Source organism: Erythrobacter sp. JK5, from assembly GCF_018205975.1.
In the GTDB taxonomy this organism is placed as follows: Bacteria; Pseudomonadota; Alphaproteobacteria; order Sphingomonadales; family Sphingomonadaceae; genus Erythrobacter.
In genome coordinates this window covers 1,202,237-1,217,881 of sequence record NZ_CP073577.1, presented here as the reverse complement: position 1 = coordinate 1,217,881, position 15,645 = coordinate 1,202,237, and the positions used below count along the sequence as shown (strand labels likewise).

14 protein-coding genes and 1 tRNA gene are annotated in these 15,645 nt (G+C 65.5%); 5 read left to right on the top strand and 10 right to left on the bottom strand.

Annotated features, from left to right (window positions below; genetic code table 11):
- The first annotated feature begins 22 nt into the window (after positions 1-22).
- On the top strand, positions 23-778 hold the full coding sequence (locus KDC96_RS05960; RefSeq protein WP_212451514.1) for a sulfite exporter TauE/SafE family protein: 756 nt from the start codon (positions 23-25) through the stop codon (positions 776-778).
- 9 nt (positions 779-787) lie between these two features.
- Here the strand turns inward: KDC96_RS05960 and KDC96_RS05955 are convergent, their stop codons facing one another.
- From KDC96_RS05955 to KDC96_RS05945, 3 genes are all read right to left on the bottom strand, one after another.
- Positions 788-943, bottom strand: coding sequence for a hypothetical protein (locus KDC96_RS05955; RefSeq protein WP_212451512.1), 156 nt, complete (start codon positions 941-943; stop codon positions 788-790).
- 125 nt (positions 944-1,068) lie between these two features.
- Positions 1,069-1,143, bottom strand: a tRNA-Asn gene (locus KDC96_RS05950).
- A 106-nt stretch (positions 1,144-1,249) separates the two neighbouring features.
- Complete coding sequence (locus tag KDC96_RS05945) at positions 1,250-2,041, bottom strand: NAD kinase (protein WP_212451509.1); 792 nt, start codon at positions 2,039-2,041, stop codon at positions 1,250-1,252.
- A gap of 121 nt (positions 2,042-2,162) precedes the next feature.
- On the opposite strand from KDC96_RS05945, the gene KDC96_RS05940 reads away from it, so the two are divergent.
- Positions 2,163-2,993, top strand: a complete 831-nt coding sequence (locus tag KDC96_RS05940; protein WP_212451508.1) for an EAL domain-containing protein — start codon at positions 2,163-2,165, stop codon at positions 2,991-2,993.
- 10 nt (positions 2,994-3,003) lie between these two features.
- Here KDC96_RS05940 and mfd read toward each other — a convergent pair whose 3' ends face one another.
- Both mfd and KDC96_RS05930 read right to left on the bottom strand, forming a co-directional pair.
- Complete coding sequence (gene mfd / locus KDC96_RS05935) at positions 3,004-6,495, bottom strand: transcription-repair coupling factor (RefSeq protein WP_212451506.1); 3,492 nt, start codon at positions 6,493-6,495, stop codon at positions 3,004-3,006.
- A 72-nt stretch (positions 6,496-6,567) separates the two neighbouring features.
- On the bottom strand, positions 6,568-6,846 hold the full coding sequence (locus KDC96_RS05930) for a succinate dehydrogenase assembly factor 2 (protein ID WP_212452446.1): 279 nt from the start codon (positions 6,844-6,846) through the stop codon (positions 6,568-6,570).
- A 55-nt stretch (positions 6,847-6,901) separates the two neighbouring features.
- Here KDC96_RS05930 and recG point away from each other — a divergent pair, with 55 nt between their 5' ends.
- Positions 6,902-8,965, top strand: coding sequence for an ATP-dependent DNA helicase RecG (gene recG, locus KDC96_RS05925; protein ID WP_212451503.1), 2,064 nt, complete (start codon positions 6,902-6,904; stop codon positions 8,963-8,965).
- 2 nt (positions 8,966-8,967) lie between these two features.
- On the opposite strand, the gene KDC96_RS05920 is transcribed toward recG, so the two are convergent.
- On the bottom strand, positions 8,968-10,176 hold the full coding sequence (locus KDC96_RS05920; RefSeq protein WP_212451501.1) for a diguanylate cyclase: 1,209 nt from the start codon (positions 10,174-10,176) through the stop codon (positions 8,968-8,970).
- 80 nt (positions 10,177-10,256) lie between these two features.
- Positions 10,257-10,730, bottom strand: coding sequence for a low molecular weight protein-tyrosine-phosphatase (locus KDC96_RS05915; protein ID WP_212451499.1), 474 nt, complete (start codon positions 10,728-10,730; stop codon positions 10,257-10,259).
- A 64-nt stretch (positions 10,731-10,794) separates the two neighbouring features.
- On the opposite strand from KDC96_RS05915, the gene KDC96_RS05910 reads away from it, so the two are divergent.
- Positions 10,795-12,555 (top strand): DUF885 family protein, encoded by a 1,761-nt coding sequence (locus KDC96_RS05910; protein WP_212451497.1) that lies wholly within the window; start codon positions 10,795-10,797, stop codon positions 12,553-12,555.
- On the opposite strand, the gene KDC96_RS05905 is transcribed toward KDC96_RS05910, so the two are convergent.
- From KDC96_RS05905 to KDC96_RS05895, 3 genes are all read right to left on the bottom strand, one after another.
- Positions 12,552-13,910 carry an AarF/ABC1/UbiB kinase family protein gene (locus tag KDC96_RS05905; RefSeq protein ID WP_212451495.1) on the bottom strand — a complete coding sequence of 453 codons (1,359 nt, stop codon included), beginning with the start codon at positions 13,908-13,910 and terminating at the stop codon, positions 12,552-12,554. The two genes, KDC96_RS05910 and KDC96_RS05905, sit on opposite strands and share 4 nt — an antisense overlap.
- Positions 13,911-14,013: 103 nt before the next feature.
- The gene (locus KDC96_RS05900; RefSeq protein ID WP_212451493.1) at positions 14,014-14,196 is read right to left on the bottom strand and encodes a YqaE/Pmp3 family membrane protein; all 183 of its coding nucleotides are present in this window, start codon (positions 14,194-14,196) and stop codon (positions 14,014-14,016) included.
- A gap of 139 nt (positions 14,197-14,335) precedes the next feature.
- The gene (locus tag KDC96_RS05895) at positions 14,336-15,109 is read right to left on the bottom strand and encodes an SDR family NAD(P)-dependent oxidoreductase (protein WP_212451491.1); all 774 of its coding nucleotides are present in this window, start codon (positions 15,107-15,109) and stop codon (positions 14,336-14,338) included.
- A 78-nt stretch (positions 15,110-15,187) separates the two neighbouring features.
- On the opposite strand from KDC96_RS05895, the gene KDC96_RS05890 reads away from it, so the two are divergent.
- Complete coding sequence (locus tag KDC96_RS05890; protein ID WP_212451489.1) at positions 15,188-15,643, top strand: DUF3429 domain-containing protein; 456 nt, start codon at positions 15,188-15,190, stop codon at positions 15,641-15,643.
- Positions 15,644-15,645: the final 2 nt, after the last annotated feature.

Below are 15,645 nucleotides of genomic sequence, written 5' to 3'. Positions count from 1 at the left end.
GCGCGGTGAGAACCCAGCCGCGATGATCGCAGCGGTGCCGATCGGGCTCGCGCTCGCCTTCCTGCTGACCGCGCTGCTCTATGCCAGCGTCGGGTTCGGCGGCGGGTCGACCTATGCTGCGCTGCTGGCGCTCTCGGGACTCGACTATCGTTTGCTGCCGCTGGTGGCGCTGGCCTGCAACATCGTGGTGGTGGCGGGCGGAACGATCCGTTTCGCGCGGGCAGGGGTGACTCCGTGGCGCGGTGCGCTGCTGCTCACCGCGCTCGCGGCCCCGGCGGCGCTGCTGGGCGGATTGACGCCGATCGACCAGGCGACCTTCATGCTGCTGCTCGGCGCGAGCCTGTTGCTGACCGGCGCCACGATGCTGATACCGATAGACGAAGGTGCGATGGGGCAGCCGGGCAGGCTGGCGCGCTACATGCCGGTTGCCGCCGCGCCGCTGGGCTATCTCGCCGGTCTGGTCGGCATCGGCGGCGGAATTTTCCTTGCGCCGCTGTTGCACCTCACCCGCTGGCGCGACACCCGCGCGATCGCCGCGACCGCGAGCTTCTTCATTTTGGTGAATTCGCTGTTCGGCCTTGCCGGTCAGCTGCTCAAACAAGGGCCGGCCGCACTCGGCGGCGCGGTCGGTGCCGCGCTTCCGCTGCTGATCGCGGTCGCGATCGGTGGCCAGATCGGCAGCCTGATGGCGGTGAGAATCCTGCCCAAACGCTGGATCCGGTGGCTCACTGCCGCGCTGGTGACCGCCGTGGGAGTGCGACTGCTGATCGCCCCTTGAAGGGTGATATCAGCTTGCGCGCAGCAGCCGTGCGAGGAAACCGGGACGGTCCTCTTCCATCGGCTGGATCTTGCCGTAGTGATAGCGGCGCAGCGACGGATCGCGGTACGGACGCGGGCTGCTCCAGGCATCGGGGCCGCTACCGCGGAAACTGTAGATCGACATGACGGGCTCCTGTTACCAAGGCCGAAATCATGTCGGGTTTCAGACGTTAACGACAACGCTGTATCGGCGCAGTCCCGAAACGGGATCGCCGGTCGGTCAAACCTTAACGCGGTGCTGTGATGAAATGGCTCCCCGAGTTGGATTCGAACCAACGACCAAGTGATTAACAGTCACCTACTCTACCGCTGAGCTATCGGGGAGCAGCCCGAAGGCGGAAGCGCGCCTATATGGGCGCGGCGGCGGGTTTGCAAGAGGGGTTTTCGTTTTCGGCGGCGCGTCCGATTGCCCCGATGCCGCCCGCCTGCGTCAATCCGTGACGAACTGTTCCGCGACGATTCGTTCCTCGAGCGACTGGCCCGGATCGAACAGCAATTCGAGCTCGGTTTCGTGGTCGATTTCCACCGTCACCTCGGCAATATCGCGGAATTCCTTCTGATCGGCCACCGCGGCGACCGGGCGCTTGACCGGATCGAGCACGCGCAATTCGATCCGCACCCGGTCTGGCAGGATTGCGCCGTGCCAGCGTCGCGGGCGGAACGGGCTGATCGGGGTCAGCGCCAGCACCTTGCTGTCGAGCGGAAGGATCGGGCCGTTGGCCGAAAGGTTGTAGGCGGTCGATCCGGCAGGCGTCGAAACCAGGACGCCATCGCATACGAGTTCCGGGATGCGCACGCGGTTGCCGACGGTGACTTCGATCTTCGCGGTCTGGCGGGTTTCGCGCAGCAGCGATACCTCGTTGATAGCGGAAAGCTCGTGCGTTTCTCCGCCGGTCGTCACCGCCTGACCGCTGAGCGGGGCGATCCGGATGCGCCGCGCCTTGGCGATCCGCTGCAAGACATTGGCACGCCGGTCGTAACGGTTCATCAGGAACCCGACCGTGCCGAGGTTCATCCCGTAGGCCGGAATGATGCGGCCCGAATCCAGCATTGCGTGCAACGTCTGGAGCATGAAACCGTCGCCGCCCAGCACCACCACCACGTCCGCCTGTTCGAGCGGGACCCAGTCGTGCCGCCCGGTGAGCGCTTCATAGGCTTCCTGCGAGCGTTCGGTGTCCGAAGCGACCAGCGCCGCGCGCGTCGAGCCGTTGTCGTTGGCCATGTAATCCTCAACCCCCGCCTGCCGTTGCGCAGCATCGCAAATGACTTATCCTGATGTTCCAAATTCGGGCGGATTGCAATTGATCCGCCCATGGTGCCGATCGCGCGGTTAAGGGATCACCATGGAGTCGCATACGCCGTCGCTGAGAAAACCGGCCCGGGGAACCTTTCCCGGGGTCAAGCCCGACTCGCTCGAGGCAGACCTGCTGCGCGCGCTCGACCGGCGCGAGATCGAAGTGCTGTTCCAGCCGCAATTCGCGAGCCGCACGGGCGCGGTGGCGGGCGCGGAAGCGCTGGCACGCTGGCGGCATCCGACGCTGGGCGAGATCGGCGCGCGCGATCTGTTTGCGATCGCCGAGCGCGCGGCACTGGTCGCGCCGCTGTCGCGCCACGTGGTCGCGCGGGCGCTGGAGGAAGCGGCAAGCTGGCCGGAGGAATTGCACCTTTCGCTCAACATCACGCCCGAAGAACTGGGCGATCCGCGCTTTGCCGCCGATTTCGCAGCGTTGATCGGTCGCAGCGATCTGGCACCCGGGCGATTGATGCTGGAGATCACCGAAGACGTGCTGCTGCGCAATCTCGAACAGGCGGCGGCCGCGCTGGGGGCGCTGCGCAAGCTCGGCTTTCGCACCGCGCTCGACGATTTCGGAGCGGGATTCTGCAATTTTCGCTATCTGCGCGACCTGCCGCTCGATGCGCTCAAGCTCGACAGGCAGATGCTCGTGGGCGTGCCCGGCGACGCCAAGGCATTGGCCGTGCTGCGCGCGATCATCGCGCTGTGCCGCGCGCTGGAGCTGGAAATCTACGCCGAGGGTATCGAAAGCGAAATCCAGCGCGCCGCGATCATCAGCGAAGGGTGCGATTACTGGCAGGGCTTCCTGCGCGCGCAGCCGATGAAGGGTCAGGCCGTGGTCGCCCTGTCGCGCACCGCACGCGGGCAGGGGCACGGGTAGAGAGGCGCGGTCAGGCCGCCGCCTTTTCGCGCTTCCTCGCCTTGCGCGCGATTCCGGACAGTCCCTTGGTCAGCTGGAACAGCCCGTTGAGGCGACTTTGCGGGTCGCCCCACGCGCGGTTGATCACCAGCTTCATGTCCGGGCGCAGCTTGGCGGTGCCCTGCAGCCGGTCGACATAGGCGATCAGGCCCGGCCCGTCGGGGAAATCGTCGTTGTGGAAGGTCACCAGCGTGCCGCGCGCCCCCACATCGATCTTGGCGATGTTCGCCTCGATCGCCTGATGTTTGATCTCGATCAGGCGGACGAGATTCTTGGTCGGCCCGGGCAGGTCACCGAAGCGGTCGATCATCTCGGCGGCGAGGCTCTCGATCTCGGCCTTGTCCTGCGCCTGGTTGAGGCGGCGATAGAGCGCCATGCGCACCGCGAGGTCGGGCACGTAATCTTCCGGGATCATGATCGGCGCATCGACGGTGATCTGCGGCGAGACTTTGTCCTTGGCCGCTTCCAGACCCATCTCACCCGCCTTGGCCGCGAGGATCGCGTCCTCCAGCATCGACTGGTAGAGTTCGAACCCGACCTCGCGGATGTGGCCCGATTGCTCGTCGCCCAGCAGGTTGCCCGCGCCGCGAATGTCGAGATCGTGCGAGGCGAGTTGGAAGCCGGCCCCCAGTGAATCGAGATCGCCCAGCACCTTGAGGCGCTTCTCCGCCACCTCGGACAGCTGCACGTCCTTCTCGTAGGTGAGGTAGGCATAAGCGCGCAGTTTCGCGCGGCCCACCCGCCCACGCAGCTGGTACAGCTGGGCGAGGCCGAAGCGGTCGGCGCGGTGGATGATTATGGTGTTGGCGCTTGGCAGGTCGAGTCCGGACTCGACGATCGTGGTCGAAAGCAGCACCTCGTATTTGCCCTCGTAGAACGCGCTCATGCGCTCCTCGATCTCGCCTGCGCCCATCTGTCCGTGGGCAGAAATCGCCTTGATCTCGGGCACATGTTGGTGGAGCCATTCCTCGACCGCCGCCATATCGGCGATGCGCGGGACGACGATGAAGCTCTGCCCGCCGCGATGGTGTTCGCGCAGCAGCGCTTCGCGCATCACCATGTCGTCCCACTCCATCACATAGGTCCGCACCGCGAGCCGATCGACCGGCGGCGTCTGGATCGTGGAAAGCTCCCGTAGGCCCGTCATCGCCATCTGCAGCGTGCGCGGAATCGGGGTGGCGGTGAGCGTGAGCATGTGCACATCGGCACGCAGCTGCTTGAGCTTCTCCTTGTGGGTCACGCCAAAACGCTGCTCCTCGTCGACGATGACGAGGCCGAGATTCTTGAAGCTGGTCGATTTCGACAGGATCGCGTGGGTGCCGACGACGATGTCGATCGTGCCGTTGGCAAGCCCCTCGCGCGTGTCGCTCATCTCCTTCGAGGAAACGAGGCGCGAGAGACGTCCGACCTTGAGCGGGAACCCGGCGAAGCGCTCGGCGAAATTCTGGAAATGCTGGCGCGCGAGCAGGGTGGTGGGGGCAACGACTGCGACCTGCTGCCCGCTCATCGCCGCGACGAAAGCGGCGCGCAAAGCGACCTCGGTCTTGCCGAAGCCGACATCGCCGCACACCAGCCGGTCCATCGGCCTGCCGCTTTCGAGATCGCGCAGCACGTCGGCGATGGCGGCGTCCTGATCGTCGGTTTCCTCCCACGGAAAGCGGTCGACGAACTGGTTGAAGCTGGCTTCCTCGGCCTCGAGTACGGGAGCTTTCTTCAGCGCGCGTTCGGCGGCGACTTTCATCAATTCGCCGGCAATCGCGGTGATCCGTTCCTTCAGCTTGGCCCGGCGGCGCTGCCAGCCTTCGCCGCCCAGCCGATCGAGCGGGACGTTGTCTTCGGACGACCCGTACCGCGACAGCACGTCGATATTTTCGACCGGGATGAACAGCTTGTCGCCGCCCGCATATTCGAGCGCGACGCAATCGTGCTGGCTCTTGCCGACCGTGATCGGATCGAGGCCGAGATACTTGCCGATCCCGTGCTCGATATGGACGACGAGATCGCCTCTTGCGAGCGCCTGAAGCTCGGCGAGGAAGGCGTCGGAATCCTTGCGCTTCTTCTTGCGCCGAACGAGCCGGTCGCCGAGCACGTCCTGTTCGGTGAGGAGTTCGAGATCGTCGTTGGCGAAGCCCGCTTCGAGCGGGAGCACCATGGCCGCGACCTGCCCCTTGGCGGAAAGCCCCAGCGCCTCCTGCCAATTGTCCGCGATCGCCGTCCTGCACCCGGCCTCGTCGAGGATCGAGGCGATGCGCGATCGCGAGCCGGTCGAATAGGCGGCGAGCAGCGGCTTCCGGCCCGTCTTGGCGATAGCCTGCACATGCCCGGCGGCGGCTTCGTAGACGTTGTCGCCGCGGGCGCGCTCGGGCGAGAAATCGCGCGAGGCCTTGAAGCCGAAATCCAGGCTCGCTTCCGCCTCCGGCGCGGCGAAGATCACGCTGCGATGCGCGGGCGCTCGGGCCAGCGCCGCGTCGAATTCGTCCTTGCCGAGATACAGCGCCCGCTTGTCGAGCGGGCGATAGCTGCCCGACTTGTCGCCCGCGATGCGCTCTCGCTGGTCGTGGTAGTCGGCGATGTCGTTCAGGCGTTCCTCGGCAGCGCCGATGGCGGCGTTGTCGATCACCACCACATCGTCCTCGCCGAGATGATCGAACACGGTCGCCAGCTGTTCCTCGAACAGCGGCAACCAGTGCTCCATCCCGGCCAGCCGCCGTCCGTCGCTCACCGCTACGTAGAGCGGGTCCTGCGTCGCTGCCGCGCCGAACAGCTCGCGATAGCGCGTGCGGAAGCGCTTGATGCTGTCGTCGTCGATCAGCGCTTCGGATGCGGGCAGGAGCAGATGCGAGTTGACGATTCCGGTGGATCGCTGGGTCGAAGGATCGAACAGCCGCAGGCTCTCCAGCTCATCGCCGAAGAAATCGAGCCGCAATCCCTGATCGAGGCTGGAGGGGAAGATATCGACGATCGACCCGCGCACAGCGAACTCGCCGTGGTCCACCACGGTGTCGGTGCGCGAATAGCCCTGGCGGGTGAGCAGCGCGGCGAGGGAATTGTGCCCGATCGTCGTGCCCGGTCTGAATTCGCGCACGCTTTCGCGAATGCGGAACGGGGTCAGCACGCGCTGCAGCACGGCGTTGACGGTGGTGACGAGCAGCTGTGAGCCGCTCTCGGGCCGCTGCAGCCGGAACAGCGCGGATAGGCGTGCGGCGCTGACGGAAAGCGCAGGCGAGGCCCGGTCGTAGGGCAGGCAGTCCCAAGCCGGGAACTCGAGCACTTCGACCTCGGGAGCGAAGAACCGCGCCGCATCCGCTACCGATCGCATCGCGGCATCGTCGGGCGCGATGAACACCGCGCGCTGCTTCGCTGCGCGGGCCAGGTCGCTCATCACAAGCGGCAGCGCGCCGCGCGGGAGCGACGACAGGGTTAGCGGCTGGTCCGCCTTCAGGATGCGGTTGAGGTCGGGCATCGATGGTGACTCAAATGGCAAAGGCCCCGCGCGTTCCCGCACGGGGCTGAGATGGTGTGTTCGGCGTGGCGCCTAGCGCGGGATATCGACGTAGTCGAGCGCCTGCATCTTCTCGATCTGCGCGCCCCGGAACCGCTCGGGAACGGGCTGGGTCTTGAGCGCCCACGCCATCACGTCCACGTCGTCTTCGGCCAGCAGGTCTTCGAACCAGTCCATCTCCGGCTCGCCCCAGTCGGCATGATAGCGATCGAAGAACCCGCCGATCATGTAATCGGCCTCGCGCGTGCCGCGATGCCACGCGCGGAACTTCGCGCGCGCGAGCCGTTGGTCGAAGGTGGGCATATCCGTCATGCCGCGCGAGGTAAGGCACTCGGCAAGCGCGTTCAAGCGGGTATAGACGTTCGCCATGCGCCCCGACGCCCTCAATCCCCTGTTCGCCGAGACCCAGACGCTGGACGGTGTCGGGCCGAAGCTGATGAAGCCGCTCGAAAAGCTTGGGCTGACGCGGGTGCGCGACCTCGCCTATCACCTGCCCGAACGGTTCGTGACACGCCGCGCGGTCGCCAATCTCGACGAGGCCGGGGAGGGCGAGCAGGTGATCGTCGCGCTGACCCCGACCGAACACCGCGCCGCGCGCAACCCCGGGCGCGGGCCGTACCGGGTGCTGGCTCAGGACGAGGCGGGCAATATCTGTGCGCTGACCTATTTCGGGCGCGCGTCCTACACCGCGAAAAAGCAGCTGCCGGTGGGCGAGAAGCGCTGGGTCGCCGGGCGGCTCGATCGCTACGGCGACATGCTCCAGATCGTCCATCCGGATCATATCGAAGAGGAAAGTTCAGCGCATCTCGCGCGGCTCAACGAGCCGGTCTACCGCCTGTCCGAAGGGCTGACCCAACCTCGCGTCGCGGGTCTGGTTGCGCAGGCACTCGACCGCATGCCGGAGCTGCCGGAATGGATCGAGCCGGGCCAGTTCGAGCGCGCGGGCTGGCCAAACTGGCGCGATGCGCTGCATCTCGCGCACAAGGGCGAGCACGAGCAGGCGCGCGACCGGCTGGCCTATGACGAGTTGCTGGCGAACAGTCTGGCGCTGCTGCTGGTCAAGGCCGAAGGGCGGCGGCGCAAGGGGCAGGCGTTGAAGGGCGACGGATCGCTGCGCGGTAAGCTGGACCTGCCGTTCGAGATGACCGCGGCGCAGAAGCGCTCGATTGCCGAGATCGAAGGCGACCTGCACCAGGAAGCGCCGATGCTGCGACTGCTGCAGGGCGATGTCGGCGCGGGCAAGACGGTGGTGGCGCTGGCAGCGATGCTGATCGCGGTCGAGGCAGGCAGGCAGGCGGCAATGCTTGCGCCGACGGAAATTCTCGCGCGCCAGCATTTCGAGACTTTGCGCACGATGGCGGCGCCGACCGGAATCGAGGTCGCGATCCTCACTGGCCGCGCCAAGGGTCGCGAGCGCGAGGGCATCCTGATGGGCCTGCTCGACGGCTCGATCGACATTCTGGTGGGCACGCATTCGATCTTTCAGGACACGGTCAACTACAAGGATCTCGGCCTGGTCGTGATCGACGAGCAGCACCGGTTCGGAGTGCAACAACGCCTCGCGCTGGCGGGCAAAGGAAAGCGCGCACCGCACACTCTGGCAATGACCGCGACGCCGATCCCGCGTTCGCTCACGCTGGCGCAATATGGCGAGATGGACGTCAGCCGCCTCGACGAACTGCCGCCCGGACGGCAGGCGATCGAGACGCTGGTGGTATCGCAGGAACGGGTCGATGACGTCGTGGCTGGGGTCGAGCGGCATCTGGAGACCGGGCAGCAGGCCTATTGGGTGTGCCCGATGGTCCGCGACAGCGAGATCGCCGATATCGCGGCGGCCGAGGCGCGCTACGCGTCGCTGAAGGAGCGGTTCGGCGATGATGTGGTGCTGGTCCACGGGCAGCTGCGGTCCGAGATCAAGGACGCCAACATGGAGCGCTTTGCAGGCGGTGACGCGAAGCTGCTGATCGCCACCACGGTGATCGAGGTCGGGGTCGACGTACCCTCCGCCACGCTGATGGTGATCGAGCAGGCCGAGCGCTTCGGTCTTGCGCAGCTGCACCAGCTGCGCGGACGAGTCGGACGCGGGAGCGAGAAGAGCCGCTGCCTGCTGCTGCGCGGCAACGAGCTATCCGAAACCGGGAAGAAACGCCTCGCCCTGATGCGCGAGACGCAGGACGGCTTTCGCATCGCCGAGGAAGACTTGGAATTGCGCGGCGGAGGTGAGTTGCTCGGCACCCGCCAATCGGGCGAGGCGGCGTTCAACATCGCCAATCTGGAACAGGTTCAGAAGCTGCTCCCCGCCGCGCATGCCGATGCGCGGCTGCTGATCGAGCGCGATGGTGGCTTGACGTCAGATCGCGGAGAAGCGGCGCGGATCCTGCTGTACTTGTTCGAACGCGACTGGGGCGTGCAGCTGCTGCGCGGCGGCTAGCCTCACGCCGCCATCAGCACCCGGTCGCGGCCGTTGTTCTTGGCATCGTAGAGCGCCCGGTCGGCGCGCGCGATCAGTCCGCGCGCATCGTCGCCTTCTACGATCGATGCCAGGCCGGTGCTGAGCGTCACGAATATTGGTTCGCCGGTCTCCATTTCGAGGTCCGCCTGCTGGACCGCGATCCGCAACCGTTCGCATACGATATACGCATCGCCGGGCGTGCAATCGGGCAGGATGATGGCAAACTCCTCGCCGCCGATCCGTCCGACGATATCCTGCGCGCGCACCGTATCGAGCGCGATGGCGGCGACGGTGCGGATCACCGCATCGCCCGCCGGATGTCCATAGCGATCGTTGACCCGCTTGAAGTGGTCGATGTCGAAAATCGCCACAGCCAGCAACTCGTGCCGTTTCTGCGCGTGCTCAATCGAGCGTTGCAGCTGCTGCATGAATTCGCGGCGGTTCGCAGTCCCGGTCAACTCGTCGGTCGAGGCAAGGCGGCGCAGCTCGGCGCGCGTTGCCGCTTCGGCGTCGACCGCACGCTTGAGCGCGCCGGTCGCCAGCACGCACAACGAGATCAGCGTGATCCCGATGATGCTGAGACAATACTGGAACATCTCGTTCTCGCTGGCGCGCTGATTGGCGGCGAGCGCGTGACGCGCGAGGATTTCCTGCTCCTTGGCTTCGATCCGCCTGAGGTCTCCCAGAATCGAATCGAGCGACAACCGTGCTTCGCCGAGCGCAACCTGAGCGACTGCATCCCTTGCGAGCGAACGACGCTTGAGCGCGATCACGTCGGCGGACCACGCCGAGTAATGATCGAATTCGGCTTCGACCCGATCAAGCCGTGCGATCTGTTCCGGACTGTCCGCCAGTTTCGAGCGGAGCAGCGCGATCTGCGCCCGCGCATTGGGCTGGCCGGCCAGATAGGGCTGCAGAAATTCGCTCTTGCCGCTGATCACGTAGCCGCGCTCGCCGCGCACCATGCTGAGCGTCGCGATCTTGAGCTCGTCGGTGGCCTGCAAGACCTCCATGGCATGCGCGCGCCGCTGTTCGGCCACTCCGCGCTCGGTCGCAGACCGGTGCGCGAAGAAGCTCGTCGCGGCAAGCAGGACCGCGAACAGGAAGACGAAAGCGATCAGGACGTGGCCGCGCCACGCCGATGATCGCCGGTCTATTCCGCGAATCCGAAAGGCACTCAGGATCGACATTCAACCTCATTGTCGAAGCAATCCCGTGTCTATGCGCCTCACGCATAACAAAATGCGTCAAGGGCTATGGTTAATCGATTCTACCCGGACCGGGTTAACCCGACCGCGAGGGCTTCGGCTGCGGCCCAGACATCCTCCCAGGTGGCCTCGAAGCTTTCTTCCCCGTCGTAATAGGGATCGGCGATGGCTGCGCCTTCGCGCCCCTCGACCACGTCGAGCAGCAGCATGACCTCGGCGGTAGCGTTGGGCGGTCGCACCGCCTCGATATTGCGCAGGTTCTGGTGATCCATCGCGAAGATGTGGGTGAAGCGCGCGAAGTCCTCGCGATCGAGCTGGCGACCTTTCAGCCCGGAAATGTCGACCCCGTTTGCCGCAGCGACTTCGACCGAGCGTGGATCGGGCGGTTCGCCGACATGGTATGCCGCCGTGCCGCAGCTGTCGATGGCGATGTCCAGCGCCGCCCGCTCGGCGGCGAGACGCATCGCCCCTTCGGCCAGGGGGGAGCGGCAGATATTGCCGAGGCAGACGAACAGGTACGCGGGATTTTGCGGCATGGGACCACCCTACTGGACCACGGCAGCGCATCGCAATATGCGTCTCGCAACAGGAGAGAAAATCATGCGGCACCTGCTTTGTAGCCTCGCGCTGACCATGGCCACCATCGCACCGGCGTGGGCCGGACCCGTAGAGGATTACGAAGCGCTGCGTGAGGAGGTGTGGGAATGGCGATTGGACAACAACCCGACACTGGCGACGAGCGTCGGTGACCGGCGGGGAGACGGCAAGCTGGGCGACTGGTCGATCGAAGCGCATACCCGCAGCATCGAGGAAGCGCGCGCATTCGTGGAGCGGCTCGATGCGATCGACCGCGATGCCCTGCCGCAGGACCTGCAGGTGGACCTCGGCGTGATCCGCAGCAGCCTGTCCGACGCGGTCGAAGCGGGCGATCACCAGCACGATTACTACATCCTGTTCACCAATCGCGGGGGGTGGTTCTCCGGCTTCAATTCGCTCCCCTATCGCTCGCCGCTGTTCACCCTTGCCGATTACGAAAGCTATGTCGGGCGGCTGGAGGCCTATGCGAAGGTCAATGACGACGGGATCGAACGCACCCGCAAGGCAATCGAACTCGGCCTGACGCAGCCTTGCGAACCGATGGAAGGCTTCGGCGACCGGCTCGATTCCTACATCATCGAAGACCTTGAAGCGTCCGCATTCTGGCAGCCTTTCGCCGGAGAGCGGCCGGCCGCGATCTCCGAGGCGGACTGGGAGCGCCTGAGCGAGCGTGCAAGGCAGGCGATCAGCGGTAGCGTGAACGGCGCGTTCCGCGACTTCGCAGAATTCTATCGCGAAGAATACGAACCCAATTGCCGCACCGGCACTCCGGGCATTCTCGCGACGCCGGGCGGGGCCGAGTATTACGTCCACCGGGTAAAGAGCTTCACCACCACCGACATGACGCCCGACGAAGTGCACGATCTCGGCCTGTCCGAAGTCGCGCGCATCCGCGCCGAGATGGAGGAAGTCGCCGTGAGCGCCGGGTTCGACAGTCGCGAGGCGTTCATCGAGCACCTGCGAACCGACTCGCAATACTACATGACCGACGAGGACGAGTATCTGCGCTACACACAGGCGCTGGCCAAGCACATCGACGGCTTCATGCCCAAGCTGTTCGGTCGCCTGCCGCGCCAGCCCTATACCGTGGCACCGATCCCCGCCGCGAACGCGCCGGGCAACACCACCGCCTATTACGAGCCCGGCTCGCTCGAGACCGGGCAGGCGGGAATCTACCGCCTCAACCTGACCGAACTCGACCAGCGCCCGCTGTGGGAGCTACCCGCGCTCGGCGTGCACGAGGCGGTGCCGGGGCATCACCTCCAGATCGCGCTGCAGCAGGAACTCGACATCCATCCGCTGCGCGCCAACGGCACGTTTTTCACCGCCTTTGTCGAGGGCTGGGGGCTGTATTCCGAGCGGCTCGGGATCGAGATGGGGCTGTACGACACACCCGCGAAGGAAATGGGCCGGCTCAGCTACGAAATGTGGCGCGCGACCCGGCTGGTGGTCGATACCGGCATCCATTCGAAAGGATGGTCGAAGCAGCAGGCGGTCGATTTCATGCTCGACAACACGGCGCTCTCACCCGCCAATATCGACGCGGAGGTTAACCGCTACATGACCTGGCCGGGCCAGGCGCTGGCCTACAAGATCGGCGAGCTGAAGATCCGCGAGTTGCGGGCGCGGGCGGAGGAAGCACTTGGGCCGGACTTCGACCTCAGGGCGTTTCACGACACGGTGCTGGAGAACGGCGCGGTGCCGCTCGACGTGCTTGAAGCGCACGTCGATCGCTGGATCGCGCGGGAGCAGGCGGAGGGCTAGGCCGCTTTCGCCGGCATCGGTTCGGTGTTCGCCAGCACCTCCTCGGTGATCCGGCGAATGTTCACCTGCGCCTTCAGCCGCGCGCCGAGCAGCGCCGTGCCGCTCACCTTGCGCTGCACGAACAGCGTTTCCACCGGCGGGAAGGCCCAGGTCTCCTTGTCCTGCGCGATGGCCCAGCCTTCGTCGCGCAGCAGAGGGACAAATGCTCGGTCACCGAAGTCGAACGGCTTGTCCTCGCGCATTTCGCCGATGACGATATCGACCATGCGGCCCACCCGCTCGGGGTGGCGTTCGAACACGATCGGCATCATGAACCCGGCGTCGATCGTCGCTTCGATCACCTGTTCGCGATCCCCGGAAAGGCCTGCCTGCAGCATCTTGCGATAGCCGTTCGAGACATCGGGATCGACATCGCGGCAGGCGCCGAAATCGAGCAGCACGATTTCCCCGGTCCGCGGCCGATACTGGAAGTTGGCGAAATTCGGATCGGTCTGCATCACCCCGAAATCGAACAGTTCGCGCGCGACCAGGTTCATCAAGCGGCCAACGATCTCGTCGCGCCTCGCATCGGTTTCTTCGGCCAGCGCTTCGATCGAAGTGCCTTCTTCGAAGCTCATCGCGAGAATGCGTTCACGGGTCAGCCCGTGGTGCAGACGCGGAACGACGAAGCCGGGCGTATCGGCGAGCTTCTTGCGATACAGCTCCATCTGCGCGCCTTCGCGGTGATAGTCGGCTTCCTCGTGCAGCTGTTGCTTCGCCGCAACCAGAAGCTTGTCGATTTCCAGCTCGGGTGGAGCAAACCCGGCGATCCTGAGCAGCGTCATGACGTTGTCGACATCGCTGTCGATGCTTTTGGCGACGCCGGGATACTGCACCTTGATCGCCAGCAATTCGCCGTCGCGGGTCAGCGCCTTGTGCACCTGACCGATCGAAGCCGCTGCTATCGGGCGCGGATTGAACCAGCGAAACTGCTTGCGCCAATCCGGCCCCCATTGGTCCTTGAGCACACCGTCGAGCTGGCGCGCAGGCATGAAGTTCGCCTGATCGCGCAAGGTGGCGAGAATATCGGCGAGCTCCTTGGGCAGGAAATCGCCCGAATCCATGCTGATCATCTGGCCCATCTTCATCGCCGCGCCGCGCAGGTGGGACAGGCGATCAGCGAGCCGCTGGACATTGCCCGGCGTAAGGATCAGATCGCGCGCCGACAGGCTGCCGCCGCTTGCAAGTCGCCGCGCACCTTCGGCCGCCATCCCTCCGGCAACTCCGCCGACGAGCCGTCCGAACGTGCCGATGCGGGCCAGGCGACCCGAAGGAACCGCGCGTTCGCGTGATTTATCTGATGGCGTGTCGTCCATGAGCTTCCGTTAGCATGTGGTTCCCGCATACAGAACGACAAGAGCCCGGGTTTTATCCCGGGCTCCGGCCGCTCGATAATCGTCGAGGGAATGTGACGTCGGTTTACGCGATCGAACGCGTCCCGCCGGCGATGTAGTTCACGTAGAATGCGTGGATCAGGCCGGGGACAAAGAACAACAGCGTCAGGATCAGGTTGATCCAGAAATCGGTGCTGAGACCCTTCTTCATGGCGACGCCCAGCGGCGGAATGAGGATGGTGGCGATAAGAGCGAGAAGTTCGAGCATGTCTTGCGGCTCCGTGATTGGGTTTGCAGGGTGGCGCGGTGTCGCGTCGTCGTTTGCCCAATCAACGGCTGCGGAGCGCAACATGTTCCGACAAATTGTGCGGAACCAATAGTTTGCTCATGCATTTGCGGAGGCGCCGTCAACTGATGGATAACCCGCCGTCGACCGGTAGGCATTGCCCGGTGATATAGTCGGAGTGCGGCGAGGCGAAGAACACCGCCAGTCCCTCAAGCCCGGCGTGATCGCCCGGGCGGCGCAGCGGGATGCGCTTTTCCATCCATGCAGCGAACTTCGGGTCGGCGGCGGCGGTGATATCGGTCTCGTAGTAACCAAACAACAGCGCGTTGGCGGTGATCTGATGCCGTGCCAGCTCGAAGGCGGCCCCGCGCGTCAGACCGTTGAGCGCAGCCTTCGACGCTGCGTAGTCGGAGCTGCGGTTCACCCCCATGATCGACTGACCGGACGAGGTTGCGATCAGCTTTCCGCCCGGATCGCCGTTCTTCGCGCGCTCGATCATATGGCGACTGACGTGCTTGTAAGTAAGGGCAGGGCCGCGGGCGTTGACGGCCATCACGGCGTCCCAGCCTTCTGCGGTAAGATCGGGCACGCCCGCTCCCTGACCCGGGCGGCCCGCATTCGCGAAGCAGGCATCGACCCGGCCGAACGCCTCCAGCGTCGCGGCCACGGCGCTTTCGATCTGGTATTCCTGAGAGACATCGCAAGCGAGCGCGATCGCCTCGCCGCCGCCGAATGCGGCCAGCTCTGCCAGCGCATCGCGGTTCTTCTCCGCATTGCGCGCCCAGATCGCGACATTGGCTCCGGCTTTCACCAGCCCGCGCGCCATCCCGAGTCCAAGGCCGCCATTGCCGCCGGTGATGACCGCGACGCGGCCCGATAGATCGAACAGGTCCATGGGCGTGGGCGGTGCCGCAAATGTTGCCGGTCTGCAAGCAGCCGGGAACCGGCGGGGTCTCCACGCGGTTCTGGCCCCATGGACGGAAAAACATCGCTGACCCCCGCGTCGCGCTGGCTCGGCTTTGCCGGGCTGTTGCCGCAAATCCTGTGTCTTGCGCTGGCGTGGAGTGGGCACGAATACGGCTACACCGCGCTTGCGGGAGGGTTCGCCTATGCCGCTGCGATTTTCAGCTTCCTCGGCGGCGTGTGGTGGGGGCAGGCGATTCAGGCCGGGAAAGGCGGAGCGGGCGCCTATGTGCTTGCCGTCATGCCCAGCCTGCTTTCCGTCGCGCTGTTTCTGCCGTGGACGCTCGGTTGGGAATGGCCCGGCCCGGCGCTGCTGTATCTCGGCGCGCTGATCCTGCTGTCCCCGCTGGTCGACCGCGCGCTGGGATACGCGGCGCAGGATTTTTTCCGATTGCGGGTGCAACTCTCGGCAGGTCTCGGTGCGCTGACGATCGCACTGGGCCTCGTCGCCAACGCGATCGTCTGACG